The organism is Uruburuella testudinis, from assembly GCF_022870865.1.
GTDB lineage: Bacteria > Pseudomonadota > Gammaproteobacteria > Burkholderiales > Neisseriaceae > Neisseria > Neisseria testudinis.
The window spans coordinates 1-17,207 of the sequence record NZ_CP091508.1; the positions used below are offsets into that span (position 1 = coordinate 1).

At 57.7% G+C, this 17,207-nt stretch carries 15 protein-coding genes and 1 pseudogene; 4 read left to right on the top strand and 12 right to left on the bottom strand.

Features of this window, described 5'->3' with window-relative positions:
* Positions 1–130 precede the first annotated feature (130 nt).
* The 5 genes from polA to LVJ83_RS00025 form a co-directional block, all read right to left on the bottom strand.
* Positions 131–2,908: a DNA polymerase I gene (gene polA, locus LVJ83_RS00005; protein ID WP_244785165.1), complete on the bottom strand. Its 2,778-nt coding sequence runs from the start codon at positions 2,906–2,908 to the stop codon at positions 131–133.
* A 205-nt stretch (positions 2,909–3,113) separates the two neighbouring features.
* Entirely contained in the window at positions 3,114–3,410 is a 297-nt protein-coding gene (locus tag LVJ83_RS00010) for a DUF4298 domain-containing protein (RefSeq protein WP_244785166.1), read from the bottom strand.
* 175 nt (positions 3,411–3,585) lie between these two features.
* Positions 3,586–4,338, bottom strand: coding sequence for an ABC transporter permease (locus LVJ83_RS00015; RefSeq protein WP_244785167.1), 753 nt, complete (start codon positions 4,336–4,338; stop codon positions 3,586–3,588).
* A gap of 189 nt (positions 4,339–4,527) precedes the next feature.
* Positions 4,528–5,697 carry an ABC transporter substrate-binding protein gene (locus LVJ83_RS00020; protein ID WP_244785168.1) on the bottom strand — a complete coding sequence of 390 codons (1,170 nt, stop codon included), beginning with the start codon at positions 5,695–5,697 and terminating at the stop codon, positions 4,528–4,530.
* Positions 5,698–5,883: 186 nt separating this feature from the next.
* Complete coding sequence (locus LVJ83_RS00025; RefSeq protein WP_244785169.1) at positions 5,884–6,681, bottom strand: ABC transporter ATP-binding protein; 798 nt, start codon at positions 6,679–6,681, stop codon at positions 5,884–5,886.
* A 287-nt stretch (positions 6,682–6,968) separates the two neighbouring features.
* Here LVJ83_RS00025 and LVJ83_RS00030 point away from each other — a divergent pair, with 287 nt between their 5' ends.
* Complete coding sequence (locus LVJ83_RS00030; protein ID WP_244785170.1) at positions 6,969–7,700, top strand: LOG family protein; 732 nt, start codon at positions 6,969–6,971, stop codon at positions 7,698–7,700.
* A gap of 92 nt (positions 7,701–7,792) precedes the next feature.
* Here LVJ83_RS00030 and cynS read toward each other — a convergent pair whose 3' ends face one another.
* The 6 genes and pseudogenes from cynS to LVJ83_RS00060 all read right to left on the bottom strand — a co-directional run bounded on the left by cynS (position 7,793) and on the right by LVJ83_RS00060 (position 13,360).
* Complete coding sequence (gene cynS, locus LVJ83_RS00035) at positions 7,793–8,257, bottom strand: cyanase (protein ID WP_244785171.1); 465 nt, start codon at positions 8,255–8,257, stop codon at positions 7,793–7,795.
* A 60-nt stretch (positions 8,258–8,317) separates the two neighbouring features.
* Positions 8,318–9,517, bottom strand: coding sequence for an FAD-dependent oxidoreductase (locus tag LVJ83_RS00040; protein WP_280515240.1), 1,200 nt, complete (start codon positions 9,515–9,517; stop codon positions 8,318–8,320).
* Positions 9,494–9,679, bottom strand: a pseudogene (rd, locus tag LVJ83_RS00045) (rubredoxin); the annotation flags it as partial. The gene LVJ83_RS00040 and the pseudogene rd, both read right to left, overlap by 24 nt.
* Positions 9,680–9,708: 29 nt before the next feature.
* The gene (locus tag LVJ83_RS00050; RefSeq protein ID WP_244785172.1) at positions 9,709–10,863 is read right to left on the bottom strand and encodes an acyl-CoA dehydrogenase family protein; all 1,155 of its coding nucleotides are present in this window, start codon (positions 10,861–10,863) and stop codon (positions 9,709–9,711) included.
* A 134-nt stretch (positions 10,864–10,997) separates the two neighbouring features.
* On the bottom strand, positions 10,998–11,537 hold the full coding sequence (locus LVJ83_RS00055) for an OsmC family protein (protein ID WP_244785173.1): 540 nt from the start codon (positions 11,535–11,537) through the stop codon (positions 10,998–11,000).
* Between the two features lie 233 nt (positions 11,538–11,770).
* A complete protein-coding gene (locus tag LVJ83_RS00060; protein ID WP_244785174.1) occupies positions 11,771–13,360 on the bottom strand; it encodes a sigma-54-dependent Fis family transcriptional regulator in 1,590 nt (529 codons plus the stop codon).
* A 208-nt stretch (positions 13,361–13,568) separates the two neighbouring features.
* Here LVJ83_RS00060 and LVJ83_RS00065 point away from each other — a divergent pair, with 208 nt between their 5' ends.
* From LVJ83_RS00065 to LVJ83_RS00075, 3 genes are all read left to right on the top strand, one after another.
* Entirely contained in the window at positions 13,569–14,951 is a 1,383-nt protein-coding gene (locus tag LVJ83_RS00065; protein ID WP_244785175.1) for an ABC transporter substrate-binding protein, read from the top strand.
* 191 nt (positions 14,952–15,142) lie between these two features.
* Positions 15,143–16,012 (top strand): nitrate ABC transporter permease, encoded by an 870-nt coding sequence (gene ntrB / locus LVJ83_RS00070; protein WP_244785176.1) that lies wholly within the window; start codon positions 15,143–15,145, stop codon positions 16,010–16,012.
* Positions 16,013–16,036: 24 nt separating this feature from the next.
* Positions 16,037–16,912, top strand: coding sequence for an ABC transporter ATP-binding protein (locus LVJ83_RS00075; RefSeq protein ID WP_244785177.1), 876 nt, complete (start codon positions 16,037–16,039; stop codon positions 16,910–16,912).
* Positions 16,913–16,948: 36 nt separating this feature from the next.
* Here LVJ83_RS00075 and LVJ83_RS00080 read toward each other — a convergent pair whose 3' ends face one another.
* Positions 16,949–17,152 (bottom strand): hypothetical protein, encoded by a 204-nt coding sequence (locus LVJ83_RS00080; RefSeq protein ID WP_244785178.1) that lies wholly within the window; start codon positions 17,150–17,152, stop codon positions 16,949–16,951.
* Between the last annotated feature and the right edge of the window lie 55 nt (positions 17,153–17,207).

Sequence of the window (17,207 nt, forward strand, 5' to 3'; positions counted from 1 at the left end):
TAAATGCAGGTTGGATGCTTGTGTCCGACCTTTTCACCATAACCGCAATCATTGAGCATGGCAGAAACATTAAGCATTTTGTCGGATACAAGTATCCGACCTAGGCACTGAGACGAATATAGGCAGGCAATCAATGCGCCTCTTCCCAATTCTCTCCCACGCCCACTTCGGCCAGCAGCGGCACGTCCATCACGGCGGCTTTCTGCATAATTTCGGGCAGTTTGGCTTGCACCAAACCCAGCTCCGCCTCCGGCACTTCCAGCACCAATTCATCGTGCACCTGCATAATCAGTTTGCTCTTGAGGCCGTCTGAAACGAGCCAGGCCAACACGTCGACCATGGCGCGTTTGATAAGGTCGGATGCGGTACCCTGCATGGGGGCGTTGATGGCGGCGCGTTCTGCACCTGCGCGTTCATTGCCGTTTTTGCTGTGGATGCCGGGCAGGTAGAGGCGGCGGCCGGACACGGTTTCGACATAGCCTTGGGCGGCGGCGAGCTCTTTAGTGCGCTGCATGTAGTCGGCTACGCCGGGGTAGCGGGCGAAGTAGCGGTCGATAAAGCTTTTGGCCGACAAATTATCGATGCCGAGCGATTTGGCCAGGCCGTATTGGCCCATGCCGTAAATCAGGCCGAAGTTGATGGTTTTGGCGTAGCGGCGCTGCTCGCTGCTGACGTTTTCGGGGGCGATGCCGAACACTTCGGCGGCGGTGCGGCGGTGCACGTCTTCGCCGTTTTTAAAGGCTTGGAGCAGGGTTTTGTCGCCGCTCAAGTGTGCCATGATGCGCAATTCGATTTGGGAATAGTCGGCGGATACGATTTTGCTGCCCTCGGGGGCGATAAAGGCGCGGCGCACTTTGCGGCCGGCTTCGGTGCGGATGGGGATGTTTTGCAGATTGGGGTTGTTGCTGGCGAGCCGGCCGGTGATGGCGACGGCTTGGGCATAGGTGGTGTGCACGCGGCCGCTGTGCGGGTTAATCATTTCGGGCAGCTTGTCGGTGTAGGTGGATTTGAGTTTGGCGAGGCTGCGGTTTTGCAGAATCACGCTGGGCAGGGGGTAGTCGGGCGCGAGGGTTTCGAGCACGGCTTCGTTGGTCGACACGCCGCCGGATGCGGTTTTTTTCAGGCCTTTGGTGGGGATGCCCATTTTGCCGAACAGGATTTCCTGCAATTGCTTGGGCGAATTGAGGTTGAAGGGCTGGCCGGCGATTTCGTAGGCCTGCTGTTCCAGTTGCACAAGCTCGCTGCCCAGCGTGTGGCTTTGGCGTGCCAGCTCGTCTTTATCAATCAATACGCCGTTGCGCTCCATCACAAACAATACTTCGGCCACAGGCAGCTCGAGGTTTTGATACATTTCAAGCTGTTTGGCGTCCATTGCTGTTTTCAGACGGCCTTCGATGCGCAGGGCGAAATCGGCATCTTGGGCGGCGTATTCGGTGGCTTGCTCGATGGCGACATCGGCAAATGAAATCTGCTTGGCGCCTTTGCCGCACAACGATTCATAAGTGATGGTGGGCAGGCCGAGCCAGCGTTCGGCCAATTCATCGAGCCCGTGCCCTAAATGGCTTTCAATGATATACGAGGCCAGCATGGCATCGCCGGCAATGCCGTTTAATTTGATGCCGTAGTTGTAAAAAACGTGTTCGTCGTATTTGAGGTTTTGGCCGATTTTTTTCAGACGGCCTGACTCCAGATAGGGTTTCAGACGGCCTAATACCTCGTGCAAATCGAGTTGTTCGGGCGCGGCGGTGGGGGTGTGGCCGAGCGGGATATACACGGCTTCGCCGGGCGCAAAGGCGATGCTGATACCCACCAGCGCGGCGTTGATGGCATCGAGGCTGGTGGTTTCGGTGTCGAGCCCGACGGCGGTAGCGGCATCGAGTTTGGCCAACAATTCTGCAAACGCGGTTTCGGTGGTGATGGCGCGGTAATCGAGCTTGTCGGGTGCGGGCGCGATTTCGGGCACGGGCGGCGGTGCGGCAACCGCAGCAGCAGGCGGCGGTGCGGTTTCGGCGGCAAACAAATCGCCGCCGCGGCCGTTGCCGTTGCCGATTTGGGCTTCGGCTTCTTTCAACCAGCTCTTAAAGCCGAGTGTTTGGAAATGCTCGGCCAGCGCCTCCCATTTCGGGGTGCGCCGGTGCAGGCTCTGCATGCCCTCGGGCAGCTCTTGCTGCAAATCGACATCGGTTTTGATGGTAATCAGTTGGTAAGACAGCGGCAGGTGCGGCAAGGCGGCTTGCAGATTTTCGCCTACTTTGCCTTTGATATCGGCCGCGTGCGCCATCACGTTTTGCAGGCTGCCGTATTCGGCCAGCCATTTGACAGCGGTTTTGGGGCCGCATTTTTCCACGCCGGGCACATTGTCGACTTTGTCGCCGATTAAGGCCAGATAATCGATAATCTGCTCGGGGCGCACGCCGAATTTGTTGACCACGCCCTCGATATCCAGCGTTTCGTTGCTCATGGTATTCACCAGCGTGATGCGCTCGTTAACCAATTGCGCCATGTCTTTATCGCCGGTAGACACAATCACCTTCATTCCTGCTTCATCAGCCTGATGTGCCAATGTGCCGATAACGTCATCCGCTTCTACTCCGGCCACTTTCAACACCGGCCAGCCCATCAGCGCCACCAATTCGGGCAGCATATCGGCCTGCGGGCGCAAATCGTCGGGCATGGGCGGGCGGGTGGCTTTGTAGTCGGCAAACAGCTCGTGGCGGAAATTGCTGCCTTTGGCGTCAAACACGCAGGCGCAATAATCGTGCGGCACGTCGGTGCGCAGGCGGCGCAGCATATTGAGCACGCCGTATACGGCATTGGTGGGCGTGCCGTCGGGCGCGGAAAGGTGGGTCATGGCGTAAAACGCGCGATAGAGATAAGAAGAGCCGTCGACCAGCAACAGGGTATTCATGGGCGGTGCACCGTAAAATTAAGCAGTGCCGCCATTATATAATAGAAAATCTTGATATCCGCTGCGCCTTATGCCGAATCATCCTGCCAAGCAGCAAAGCAGGCTGATTCGGTTTAACGGCAACAAAAGGCCGTCTGAACCCTGATGATTCAGGCGGCCTTTGGCATTATCTTCATTCTGCGCCCGATGCGCCGCGCTTCAGGTGTTATTCCCGATCCAGCGCATCCAAACCCAAACGCATCCAATTTAATGCCATGTCGTGCCGGCTTTGCAGCGCTTCCCACAAAGTGTCTTCGTCCAGAATTGAAAAGTGGCTGCCGGTATCGAGCTGCAATTGGTCGTTTTCGCGGTCTTCATACCATTGCTCGCTACCGTAATATTCGTTTAACTCGGCCAAAATCTCATCGGCCTGCTGCCATTGCTGCTGGGCGGTTTCCAAGGCCTCGCGCAAGGCTTCCCAGCGGGCGTATTGATTTTGCAGGTGTTGGGGATCGTGTTTCATTGCATGCTTTCTCAGAAAATAGAAAGCCTGATGATAATCGAAAAATGTGACAGCTGTCTGTTTTTCTGCAAGCCGCGGCGCCGCCGGGCAGCAGTTTGCTGTTAATCAGATGCCGGCAGCAAAGCTTACAGGCCGTCTGAAACCGGTTTTCAGACGGCCTGCAAGCTTCTCAAACTCAATGCACCCAGCGCGCATGCAGCTTGCGGGTGGCGGCATCGAGCAGCCAGCCGAGCGCGCCAATCAGCACAATGGCGGCCATCAGCTCAGAATAAGCCAGGCGGTCGCGGGTGTCGAGAATAAAATAGCCCAAGCCTTCGTTCACGCCCAGCATTTCACAGGGCACCAATACAATCCACACCACGCCGATGGCCAGCCGCAAGCCGGTGAGAATGTGGCCGAACACGGCGGGCAGCATGATTTTAAACAGCATTTCGCGGCGGGTGGCGGCGAGCGAGTGGCCCAGTTGCAGCCATTGGCGGTCGATGGATTTCACCCCGGTGGCGGTGTTGAGCAGAATCGGCCACACGGCGGCAAAGGCGAGCAGAAAATAAATCGGCGCATCGCCGATACCGAGCAGCATCACCACCACCGGCATCCATGACAGCGGTGAAATCATGCGCAGAAACTGAAATGAGGTGCCGGTGAGCTTTTCCACCAGCGTCGACTGGCCGATCAGCAAGCCCAGCGGCACCCCGAAAGCCAGCGCCCACAGCAGCCCCACTGCCACGCGCTTGAGGCTGGCAATCATGTGGCCGGTCAGTTGGTTGCTGATAAGCAAATCCCACAGGCTTTGAAAGGTGGGCAGCGGGGCGAGCATATTGGCCAACGGCATTTTTTGCGCCAGCAGCAGAGTGCCGGCCTGCCAGGCAATCAGCAGAATAATGAGACCGGCGGCGCTGAGGGCGGAGTTTTTCAGAGATGCGGACATGGGGTTCCTTAAAATGGTGTGCTGAAAATAGTGTGTTGTTTTTTATAAAGGCCGTCTGAAAGGGCTAGCTTTCAGACGGCTTGGCGGGACACGCCTTAGGGTTTGTTACCTCTCCCTAACCCCCTCCCATAGGAGCGGGAAGCAAGGTGCAGGCCGTCTGAAACTTTTTGGGCTTTTCTCTGCCATCCTTCACACCGCAATTATTTCCTCGCGCGTCCAGCCGTTCAGCCCAAACACTTGCTGAAACTGCCCCGCTTCAACCGCCTGCTTCACAAAGCGGTCGTCTACCAAATCCTGCGCGGCAAAGGCGGGGCTGAGCGTATCGAGGAAGCGGTTAACGCCCGCAATATGGGTTTCTTTGAGCATTTCCACCAGCTTTTCGGTATAGGAAGGATAGGGGTAGGGCTGGAAATCGATGCGGTTTTGATGCCATTCGGGGTGGCGGATAATGCCCGTTTCGGTGTAGCGCGCCCAGGCATCGGGGGCGGGGGCGAGCACGTTTTGCAACACCGCATCTTCGTGCGGGGTGTATTTGTTCGGCCCTTGTTTCGACAGCATCCGCGCGGTGTCGGTGCGATGGCCGGCGGCGTAGGCTTGGCCTTCTACCAATGCATTCACCACGTTTTGCACCCATTCGGGGCGGCGGTTGATGTCGTGTTCCTGCATCAGCGTTACGCAGCAGGCATGGTCGCGCCACACGTCGCCGGAAAAGCGCAACACCTTGCCCACACCCTTGCTTTCGGCCACGGCGTTAAACGGTTCGGCCACGATAAAGCCGGCAATGGCGCGGTTGGCCAGCGCCGCCACCATGTCGGAAGGCGCCATCACGCTGAGCTTCACTTCGCCGGCCTGCGGGTTTTTCTCCACCACTTTGAGGCCGTTTTCGCGCAAGATTTTCTGCAACACCACATTGTGAATCGAATACCAAAACGGTATCGCCACGGTTTGCCCGCCCAAGCCGGCAATCGTGTCGATATCGGGCGCCACCGTCAGCGCCGAGCCGGCCATGTGGTTCCACATCACCACTTTAATCGGCGAGGCGCTGCCGTAACGCGCCCAGATGCTCATTGGCGACAATAAATGAATCAGGTTGACCTGGCCGCTGAGAAAAGCTTCCACCAGCGAGGCCCAGCTGCGGAACAACACCGGTTTTTCAACATTGGCCACGCCGTGTTTTTCAAACAAGCCCTGCGCGTGTGCCACCAGCAGCGGCGTGGCGTCGGTAATCGGCAGATAGCCGATTTTCAGCGGCGCATCAGGGTTTTGCGCTGCCTGCCGCCCGCAGGCCTGCAACAGCGGCAGGCTGCCGGCGGCGGTAAACAGGGCGGCGAGTTTGAGGAAATCGCGGCGGCTGGTCATGATGGATTCCTTGTATGTGTGTTTTATTGTGATGGATTTTATCGGCGGCCGTCTGAAAGCGGATTTAATTCAACGGCAGTGTGCGGCGACAGGCTGCCGGATACCCTTTCATCGCCATTCACAAAAGCAAGCGAACAAGGCGGGCCAACGCTGCTGAGTTGTGTTTGTGAATGGGTTTCAGACGGCCTAAATCACAAATTCCACCGTTTCCACCTGGTGTTTGTGGCCGTGGGCATCGCGCAGAGCCTGTAAAATCTGCACCCGTTCCGGGTTCATTTCCAGCAGCGAATCGTGGCGCGGGTAAGGCAGGTTCAACACCCATTCGCCGATTTGGCGGCCGGGCTTGTTGCCGATGAGAATGGCGCGGTCGGCCAGAATCAGCGCCTCATCGATGTCGTGCGTCACCATCACCGCGCTGGCGTTGTGGCGGCTGATCAGCGCGCGCAGCAGGTCTTGCATTTCAGTGCGGGTTACGGCATCCAGCGCGGAAAACGGCTCGTCGAGCAGCCAGATTTCGGGGTTGCGCGCCAGCACCCGCGCCAACGATACGCGCTGCGCCATGCCGCCTGAAAGCTCGCCCGGAAACATCTCGGCCGCGTGCGCCAAGCCCACTTCTTCGATGGCCTCGTCTACCCGCGTTTTGCGCTCGGCGCGGCTTAACAGCGGCTGGCTTTTGAAATCCAGCCCAAATGCCACATTGTCGCGCACGTTCAGCCAAGGCAGTAAAGCCGCCTGCTGAAACACAAACCCCAACCGCGGGTGCGGCCGGGTAACGGCTTCGCCAAACAGGCGCACTTCGCCGCTCAAAGGCTTGGCCAGCCCCGCCAATACCCGCAGCAGCGAGGATTTGCCCACACCGCTGGGGCCCATCAGGCCGATAAGTTCGCCCTCTTTTACCTCCAGCGAAAAATCACGCAACACGGTGTTGATGCCGCCGTTTTGCGGGTAGCCGAGCGTGATGTGGCGGGCGGAAAGCAGGGTCATAAAGCATCCTCAAAGGGGTAATTTGGCGAGCTTGTGACTATAAATACGCGGTGGCAAAAAGGGAAAGAATATTCCAAGCTATCTAAAGAATTTTTAGCTATAAGCAAGGGCGTGTCGGTTGCTGCGGCTGTAACAGTGCTTTAAAGGCCGCCAAGCGCAGACGGTATAAACCGTGCCCGTTTGAAAACGCAAGCCGGCCAAAGTGGCAAGGCGGTTTCAGACGGCCATTTGCCGAATCGGCGGATTTCGGTAGAATAAACACACCCACCCAACCCGGAATACGCCCCATGAGCCTGTATCAAAAACTGCCCGACCCGATTTTGCGGGAAGAAACCCGCCGCGAAATCAAAGCGCGCGAGTCTTACCATGTGTTGAAAATCATTTCCGAATTTGTCGAAGCGGGCGAGGAGCTGCATGCCATCCAGCCGGCGGTGAGCATTTACGGCAGCGCGCGCACCCGGCCCGACCACGCCGATTATCTGTTTACCGAGCGGCTGTCGCGCAAGCTTTCCGATGCCGGTTTTTCGGTGATTTCCGGCGGCGGCCCCGGCATCATGGAAGCCGCCAACAAGGGGGCGTTTGCCGGTAAAAGCCCGGCGGTGGGGCTGAACATTGTGTTGCCGCACGAACAACACGGCAATCCGTATCAGGATTTGTCGATTAAATTTCAGCACTTTTTCCCGCGCAAAGTGATGTTTGTGAAGCATGCCGTGGCTTATGTGGTGATGCCCGGCGGCTTCGGCACACTGGACGAGCTGTTTGAAAGCCTCACACTGGTGCAAACCGGCAAAACGCCGAGCCGGCCGATTATTTTAGTCGGGCGCAGCTTCTGGCAAGGCCTGGTGGGCTGGATTCAGGAGCAGCTGTTGGGCCGGGGGCTGATTTCGGCCGCGGATTTGGATCTGTTTCACATCATCGATGATGAAGACGAAATCATCGAATATATTTTCCGGCATTATGATAAGATTAACGAAGAGTTGTGCTCGCCGACGGATAACAGTTGGACGCTGGGCTTGTAAAAGCTTGCTCAAACACATCAACAGAGGCCGTCTGAAACCTTTCAGACGGCCTCTGTCGGGTATAAACGGCTTAGGGTATCCTAACCGCAGTATCAATACGATTTATACGGCAGGAATTTGCCCGACATCACGATATTCACACGGTCGCCTTTCGGGTCGGCTTCACGCTGGATATCCATTGAGAAATCAATCGCGCTCATGATGCCGTCGCCGAATTCTTCGTGAATCAGCGCTTTCATGGTGGTGCCGTATACGCTGATGACTTCATACAGACGGTAAATCAGCGGGTCGGTGGGCACGGCGGTGGGCAGACAGCCTTTATAAGGCACTTCTTGCAGCCATTTGGCGGCTTCTTCATCCAAGCCGAAAATTTCGGCCACGGTGGCGGCCTGCTCTGCACTCAAGGCCATTTGGCCGAGACAGGCGGCGGTCACCCATTCTTTGCTCAAGCCGACTTTGGCGGCAACATCTTCCCACTTCAAGCCTTTGCTGACTTTGGCGGCGATAATCATTTCAGTAACATCGTTGCGGCTGGTAATCATGGTATTGCTCCTCATGTGTGGTCATCAAAAAAAAGGGGGGGTAAGGGGGTTAAAGAAGGGGCATCAAGCAAGAATCTAAGGCCGGCTGATGCGGATTTCGGCACTGACTTGCCGTTGCTGCATTTGCTGCAAACACAATTCTTCGGCGCTGTTTTTCTGCACTGCCCAAGCGGCGTCGCGGTCGGGGCTGCCCGATACCACCACCGACAGGCTTTTGGTTTTCAGACGCACCACCGGCTCGCTGTGGGCATAGGGCGCATGTGTCTGCCCCATGATTTCGGCGGCGATGATGTCGGCCTGCGCTTGCAGCGGCGCAATAAAGCGGCAGGCTTTGCCGTTTAAATCGATGCAGTCGCCCAAGGCATAAATATCAGCCACGCTGGTTTGCAAGGTGTCGGGGTGCACGCGGACGCCGCTGGCGGGGTGGAAATCCAATCCGGCGCGTTCGGGCAGGCGGGGGTCGGTTTTCAGCCCGGCGGCCACCACAATCTGGTCGGCCACATCCAGATAGGCGATGCCGGCCGTGCCGATGCTGCTGAGCCGGTAGCTGCCGTCTTCTGCCCGCGCCGCGCCGCTCACATGGCGGCCGCCGCAATAGCGTATGCCCTGACTGTGCAGCGCTTCGGCCAAGCGCCGCCCCGCCTGCTCCGGCAACAGGCCGCAGAGCGGGTATTCGGCGCGGTCGATAATGGTCACGCGGTGGCCGGCGCGGCTGATGTCTTCGGCCAGCTCGGTGCCGATCATGCCGCCGCCGACTATCACCACCCGCTGCGGGCCTTTGGCCAACGCTTTTTGCAGGCCGTCGAAGCCGGTAAGGTGGTTGATGCGCCAGCAATATTGCGGCGGCAACACGTCGGGCATAAACGGGGTGGCGCCGGTGGCGAATACCAGTTTGTCGTAGGTAAAGGCGCCGCGGGTGGTGCGGATTTGTTTCAGACGGCTGTCGATATTGAGCACAAAGGTTTTCGGCAGCAGGCTCAAGTTGAGTTCGGCGGCGGCACTGCTGCCGGTTTTTTTCACGATTTTGGCCGCATCAACGCCTTTGCTGATGGCCACCGACAACTCGGGCTTGTGGTAACGGTCGCCGTTGCAGGCGGTAACCATCAGCATGGGGCTGGCTTCATCCAGACTGCGCACGGCTTCGGCCACTGCCCAGCCGGCCATGCCGCCGCCGAGAATAATCACGCCGTAGTGGTCTGCAGGCGCGGTGGTGGTTTGCTGCGGCACGATATTGAGTACGCGCGGAATAAATAATTCGAAATCGCCTTTGCCCACGCCGCACAAGGGGCAGACCCAATCATCGGGAATCTCTTCAAATTTGGTGCCGGGGGCGATGCCGCTGTCGGGGTCGCCTTCCACTTCGTCGTAAATCAGACCGCAGGCCCGGCAGATGTATTTTTTCCAACTGTCGTCGGCGGGGTTGAGGGCGTTTTGCACGCTTTGGGCAAGGGGGGTGGCGGGGGTGTTCATGCGGGCATCTCCTCAGTGAGCAGTTGCTGTGCCAAAAAGCGCAGGTGCTTGATGGCGGGGGTTACGATGGCGACAAACTGCGCCTCGCGCACGCGCCGCTGGGCGGATGCGGCGGCCAGATAGCCGCGGGCGCCGGTGTGCATCAGCGCCGCTTCGCTGGCCCGCAGGCAGTATTTCGCTCCTTGTGCGCGCAAATCGATCACATCGAGCAGAAAATCTTTGCCGGTATCAAACGGTGTTTGTGCCATTTCGCGGGTTTGTTTGGCGGCGGCATCGAGCAGAGTTTGCAGGCCGCCGGCTTGGTCTTCGAGAAACTGGTTGACATGGCCGAGCTGGTCTTCCACGCTTTTGATGTCGTCGATGCAGCCTTCGATAATGCCCAGCCCCAAGCCCATTTGCAGCAAGATGAAGGCGGCGCGGATTTTCAAGATAAACGGTTTGGCCGGGTCGGCAATGATGTCGTCGTGCGGCACGAAATAGTCTTTCAGGCCGATGCCGTAGGTGCCGCTGCCTTCCATGCCGCTGAATTTGGGGCATTGGCGCAATTCGGCACGCTCATCCAGCCGCAGCAGAAACAGAATATCGTAGGGGGCGCCGGCGCTTTCCACCTGCGCCACGGCGCCGCAATACTGGCCGCGGCCGATGTGGCTCACCCACGGCAGGCTGCCGGAAACGCTGTAGCCGCCGTTCACTTTTTTCGCCCGCAAGGCCATCGGCTCAATGTCGGTCCAGGCTTTCATGGGGTTGGAAAGGGCGGTGCCGCCGAAGGTTTGGCCGTGCATATGGCTTTGAATCACGCTGCCGCTGTGAATGGCGGGGTTTTCCGATTGGTCGAGATAGAGCCCGCAGGCATGGTGCGCCCAGGTCATAAAACCGGTGGTGCCGCACACCCGGCTCACGGCGCGCATGGCATCAATGGCCAAATCAAAACGCAGCCCCTGCGCGCTCATGTGCGGGGCGAGCGCACCTGCGGCGCCGAGTTGGGCCATGATGTCGAGCGGGTAATAGCCAAGATCGATATCATAGGTTTTCGGGGCAAGCGCTTCGCGGGCAATGCGGTTTGTGTCGGCCAGCACTTTGGCGCCGTCGGCCCATTCGGGTACAAACAAAGCGGGCGGGTGTTGCAGGAATTCGGAGCTGAGCGGGGTCATGGTGGCTGCCTTTCTGTGCGTGTGTTTCAAAGCGTTTTTGAATAAAATCCGATTGATTGCATTCAAAAAAGTTTTGGAAAAAGTTTGGGGTTTTCAGACGGCCTCTATTAAGCAGGCCGTCTGAAGCATCTGCTTTACAAGGTGCTGATTTCAAAGGCCACCGGGTTGCGCATGGTGTTGGCTACCGGTGAGAAATAATTGGCGTGCTGCACGATTTCGGCCAGCGTTTCTTTATCGGCATCGCCGTCGATGTCGATTTTGACGCGGATGGCCTGAAAGCCCATTTGCGCAGGTTCGCGCTCGGCGCCGCCGGCACCCCAAGCGGCGGTGTTGCCGATGTCGGCTTCGAGAAACACTTCGAGCTTGCTCAGTTTCACTTGGCGGTGGGTGGCCACGGCCACGATGCCGACGGTGAGGCAGCCGCCCAGTGCGCTCAGCACCACTTCGCCCGGTGCCGGCGCGGTGTTTTCGCCGAAGAGGTGGTAAGGCTCGTCGACCACCACGCCCGGGTGGCAGGGGTCGCCGTTGGTGAGGTAGCTGATGGTGCGGAATTTGCCCACTGATACGGTGTGCACTTTGTTGGTGCCTTTGCGGTCGGGGTTTTCACGGCCGGCGGCGGCGAATTTTTCCAGGCCTTCGGCATCGATGGGGCGCAGGTAAGTGGTTTCGGTCATGCGGATTCTCCTCAGGGAACAATAATCGGGTGTGTGTTACAGGCGTGGGTTGCAGCCTGCCTGAAAAGAGTACAGCATTTTGCGTGCCAATTCTTGTTTTTATTGTTTTTCAAGGATTTAAGATATTTCTTATGACCATACAAAGTTGACAATGTCGACATTGTTGCGGCGCTGTCCGACAAAAAGGCCGTCTGAAACATGCATTCAGACGGCCTCGAAACCGATACGGCTGCTTAAAGGTTTCTCAATTTGTCGAGCCGGTAATTAAACTGCCGCGCGGTCAGCCCCAACATTTGTGCGGCCTGGGTTTTGTTGCCGCGGCATTGCGCCAGCACCTGTTCCAATTCGGCCAGGGTGTGCGATTCGGCCTGCATATAAGGGCGTACGGCAAAAGGCTGCATCATCGGGTTGGGCTGCGCGGGGGCGCCGTATGCGCTGTGGACGGCCGTCTGAAACAGGGGCTCTGCTTCCACCTGCTGCAACAGCGGCAGCACCGCATTTTCATCGGCAATGGCGCCGGGCGAGAGCAACACCAGCCGTTCCAACACATTTTCAAGCTGGCGGATATTGCCGGGCCAGTGATACTGCTGCAAGGCTTTCACGCCGGCGGGCGTCAGGTTGACGCTGCGTTCGTTTTCCTGATTGATGCGGTTGAGAAAATAAGCGGTCAGCTCGGGAATGTCTTCGCGCCGCTCGCGCAGGGGCGGCAGCTGGATGGGGATGACATACAGGCGGTAATACAAATCTTCGCGAAAGCGCCCCATGCGCACTTCTTCGGCCAAATGGCGGTGGGTGGCGGTCACCACGCGCACGTTGATTTTGGTTTCGCGGCGGCTGCCCAGGCGGGTAACCGTGCCCTCCTGCAGCGTGCGCAACAGCTTGCTTTGCACCGCCAGCGGCAATTCGCCGATTTCATCTAAAAAAATGGTGCCGCCGTCGGCCTGTTCAAACAAACCGGCGCGTTCGTGGCGGGCATCGGTAAAAGCGCCTTTTTCGTGGCCGAATAATTCTGATTCAAACAAACTTTCGGGAATGGCCGCGCAATTGACTTTGATAAACGGCTTGTCGGCGCGCGGGCTGGCGGTGTGCAGCGCGCGGGCAAACATTTCTTTGCCGGTGCCCGATTCGCCCAGCAGCAACACATTGGCATTGCTGGCCGACACCTGCTCCAAATCGTTGATGGCTTTGAGCAGCGGCCGGGAAGAGCCGATGATGCCGTAGCGGCGCGAGCTGGCCATCAAGGCCTTTTGCAGCATGGCGTTTTGGTCGAGCAAGGTTTCGGCACGCGCTTCGGTGGCGGCGTGCCAGTGCAGCAGCTGCGCGGCCAGAGTGGCGAGAATCTGCAACATGGCCATATCGTCGTGCATGGCGCGCTCGCTCAAGCGCAAACGGTGGCAGGCCAGCACGCCGATGCAGCGGTGCTCCGCCATCAGCGGCAGGGCGATGAACGACACTTTTTCGGGCGGCAGATCGCTTTTATCGACCGCGCGGCCGAGAAACAGGCGGTCTTGGCGGATATCCTGCACGATAATCGGATGCCGGTCGGCAAACACGGTGCCGGTAATGCCTTCGCCATGGTGGTAACGCCCGCGCGCTTTTTGTGCTGCCGTCAGCCCGTAGGCATAACGGATGCTGAGCGTGGTGCCGTTGGTTTCGGGCAGAATGATGCGCCCCCGGTTCAAACCCAACAGCTCCGACATCAGGTGCAGCATGGTTTTCAGCGCCGCATCGGGCGTGCCGCCTTTGCCGACATTCTGCATCACCTGCTGCAACAGCAGAATTTCCAAAGCCCGCCCGTGGCTGTCTTTTTTTTCTTTTTCCATCCGCCGCTCTCTTTACTGTGTGGTTGTTCAGGCCGTCTGAAACGGTTTTGCTCTGGCTCATTATGATTTGAACATTATCAACGGATTGTTTGAATTGTCAACAATGTAGAAAAATAAATTTATTTAACCATATGATTTGCAATAAAAACATAATTGGCACGCCAAATGCTTTATGTTTTTTTAAACACACCATCACAAGGAGCACCACATGCAGAACAACCGTTTCCGCCCCTACGATGCCGAGAGCACATTGGGCTTGTGCCGCTGCGGCCTGCACCATCCGCCCGGCGTCTGCCGCGACCCGCAGGCCGATGCCGGGCAAAACGGCGGAGAAGAAGCCTTGTCGCAAGATTTTGTCGAAGCCGCCGCCGTGCATGCGCTGTTTCCGCACGAGCCGACCCGGCGCGCGTTTTTAAAAGCGGTGGGTGCGGGCACGGCGATGGCGGCCATCAGCAGCGTGCTGCCGCTCGACAGCCTCAAGGCGATGGCGGCCGAAACCAAAACGCAGGGCAATCTGGAAAAGAAAAACCTCAATATCGGCTTTATCCCCATCACCTGCGCCACACCGCTGATTATGGCCGACCCAATGGGTTTTTATGCCAAACAGGGGCTCAACGTTACCCTCAACAAAATCGCCGGCTGGGCGCTGGTGCGCGACCGCATGATGAACCGCGAGCTCGATGCCAGCCATTTTCTGGCGCCGATGCCGTTGGCCATCAGCATGGGTTTGGGCTCTGCGCCGCAAAATATGCAGGTGGCCTCGATTCAGAACATCAACGGCCAGGCGCTCACCATATCGCTCAAGCATGTTAACAACCGCAATCCGAAAAACTGGAAAGGCATGGTGTTTGCCATTCCTTTCGAGCATTCGATGCACAATTACCTGCTGCGCTATTTTCTGGCCGAACACGGCCTCGACCCCGACCGCGATGTGCAGCTGCGGCTCACTTCGCCGGCCGACATGATTGCCAATCTGCGCGCCGGCAATATCGACGGCTTTTTCGGCCCCGAGCCGTTTAACCAACGCGCCGTGTTTGACAAAGTGGGCTATATCCACACGCTCTCGCGCAATATCTGGAACGGCCACCCCTGCTGCGCATTCGGCACGTCGCAAGCGTTTATCGAACAAAACCCCAACACCTTTTTGGCGCTCTACCGCGCCATTCTCAGCGCCACCGCCGCCGCCAATCAACGTGAAAACCGCCGTGAAATCGCCCGTGCCATTTCGGGGCCGAATTATCTCAACCAGCCCGAAATCGTGGTGCGCCAAGTGCTTACCGGCCGCTTTGCCGACGGTGTGGGCAAGGTGCAGGATTACCCCGACCGCACCGGCTTTGATGCGCTGCCGTGGTATTCGTTTGCCGTGTGGATGCTCACGCAGATGAAGCGCTGGGGCTATGTGAAAGGTCAGGCAGATTACCGCGCGCTGGCCGAAAAAGTGTTTATGCTCACCGATGCGCAAAAGCAGATGCGCGCCTTGGGGCAGAGCGTGCCCGAACGCAACGCCTACGCCGGCTTCAACGTGATGGGCAAAGCCTTCGACCCCAACCGCCCCGATGCTTATACCGCGAGTTTCCAAATCAAACGCTGAGGTTGTTTCATACCAATCCACAAAAATAACCTAACGGCGCTGAAGCGCCAAGTCAAACAGCCCCGCACGCGTTACTGTCTTCGGCCCGCTGCCTTGTCAGCTTACTTTTGTGAATGGGTTTCAGACGGCCTGCACAGGATAGAGGCCGTCTGAAAACAGATTTCAAGATTGATGATTTATAAGGAACCACCATGAAAAAAACCGTTTCCCCTTACGCCGCGCCGCTGGTGTCGCTGATGCTGCTCTTGGGCATGATTTTGATTTGGTATGCCGCCACCCTGCCGCCGCCGGCCGCCAGCTACACCCCGGAGCAGCGCGAATACGCAATCTTGATGGGCGATCTGCCTGAAGACGGCAGCGATGTGCCGGTGGGCAATCCTTCTGATTTTCCCACCCCCGCAGGTTTTGCCAAGCTGGGCTGGGATCATCTGTCGCAGCCGTTTTACGACAACGGCCCCAACGACAAAGGCATCGGCATCCAGCTCGGCTATTCGCTGCTGCGGGTGTTGGCCGGCTATCTGCTGGCGGTGGCAGTGGCGATACCGCTGGGCTACATTATCGGCATGTCGCCGCTGATTTCCAAAGCGCTCAGCCCTTATATTCAGCTGCTGAAGCCGATTTCACCGCTGGCCTGGATGCCGATTGCGCTCTACACCATTAAAGATTCGAATATGTCGGCCATTTTCGTGATTTTCATCTGCTCGCTGTGGCCGATGCTGATGAACACCGCTTTCGGCGTGGCCAATGTGCGCAAAGACTGGCTCAATGTGGCCGCCACGCTGGAAGTCAAACCTTTCAGAAAGGCGTTCAAAATCATTCTGCCCGCCGCCGCCCCGGCCATTCTCACCGGCATGCGTATCTCGATGGGCATTGCCTGGCTGGTGATTGTGGCCGCCGAAATGCTGGTGGGCGGCACCGGTATCGGCTATTTTGTGTGGAACCAGTGGAACAACCTTTCGCTGGGCAACGTGGTGTTTGCGGTGCTGCTGATCGGCATTGTCGGCATGTTGCTCGACATGAGCTTCGGCTGGTTGCAGAAAAAAGTTACCTATATTGAATAAGGCCGTCTGAAAAGGAGCATGAGCATGACTACCCAACCCCTGAATACCAAACCGCTGATGGAAGTCGACGGCCTCGCCAAACGCTACCGCGCCGGCCAGCCCAATGTGTTTCAAGACATCCGCTTCGACATTGGGCGCAACGAATTTATCTGCGTGATCGGCCATTCCGGCTGCGGCAAGTCCACGATTCTGAATATTTTGGCCGGGCTGGAAACCGCCAGCGAAGGCGCCGTGGTGATGAACGGCAAAGAAGTGGCCGGCCCCGGCCTCGACCGCGGCGTGGTGTTTCAAAGCCATGCGCTGCTGCCGTGGCTGACGGTGCGCGACAACATCGCCTTTGCCGTCCGCTCGCGCCACCCCAGTATGAGCAAGGCCGATGTCGCCCAGCGCGTGCAGCACTATATCGGCCTGGTCGGCCTCAGCCACGCGCTGGATAAAAAACCGAGCGAACTCTCCGGCGGCATGAAGCAGCGGGTGGGCATTGCCCGCGCGTTTTCAGTAGAACCGAAAATGCTGTTTATGGACGAGCCCTTCGGTGCACTCGATGCGCTTACCCGCGGCGTGATTCAAGACGAATTGCTGAAAATCGTGCAGGAAACCCGCCAAACCGTGTATATGATTACCCACGATATCGACGAAGCGATTTTGCTGGCCGACCGCATTTTCCTGATGAGCAACGGCCCCGAAGCCTGCATCGCCGAAATCGTGGTCAACACCATTCCCAAGCCGCGCAACCGCGAAAACATGCACCACGACCCGCGCTTTTACGCCATGCGCAACCACCTGCTCGATTTTCTGGTGCACCGCTCCAAAGCCATGCAGGCCGAAGGCATACGCCCGAAAGAGCCGCTGATTGTGTATCCGGGTGCAGAAGCAAACGAAACCTTACAGGCCGTCTGAAACCCATTCTAACCAGGCCGTCTGAAAGCATTTTCTTCAGACGGCCTCTGCACGTGCAGCGTTTTCGTAGGCACAATCCACACCATATCCCTTATAGGCCGGATGCTTGAATCCGACATTTTTCAGACGGCCAAAATCATTTAGCACCACAAGCATATCGAACAATTTAAACGATTTGTCGGATACCGGCATCCGACTGCGTTTGCCGTGCCCGGCATGGCGATGATGTTGCTTTACCACAGTATTCTTTTTGTGCGTACTTACCTTTCAGACGGCATATTGATATAATCAATTC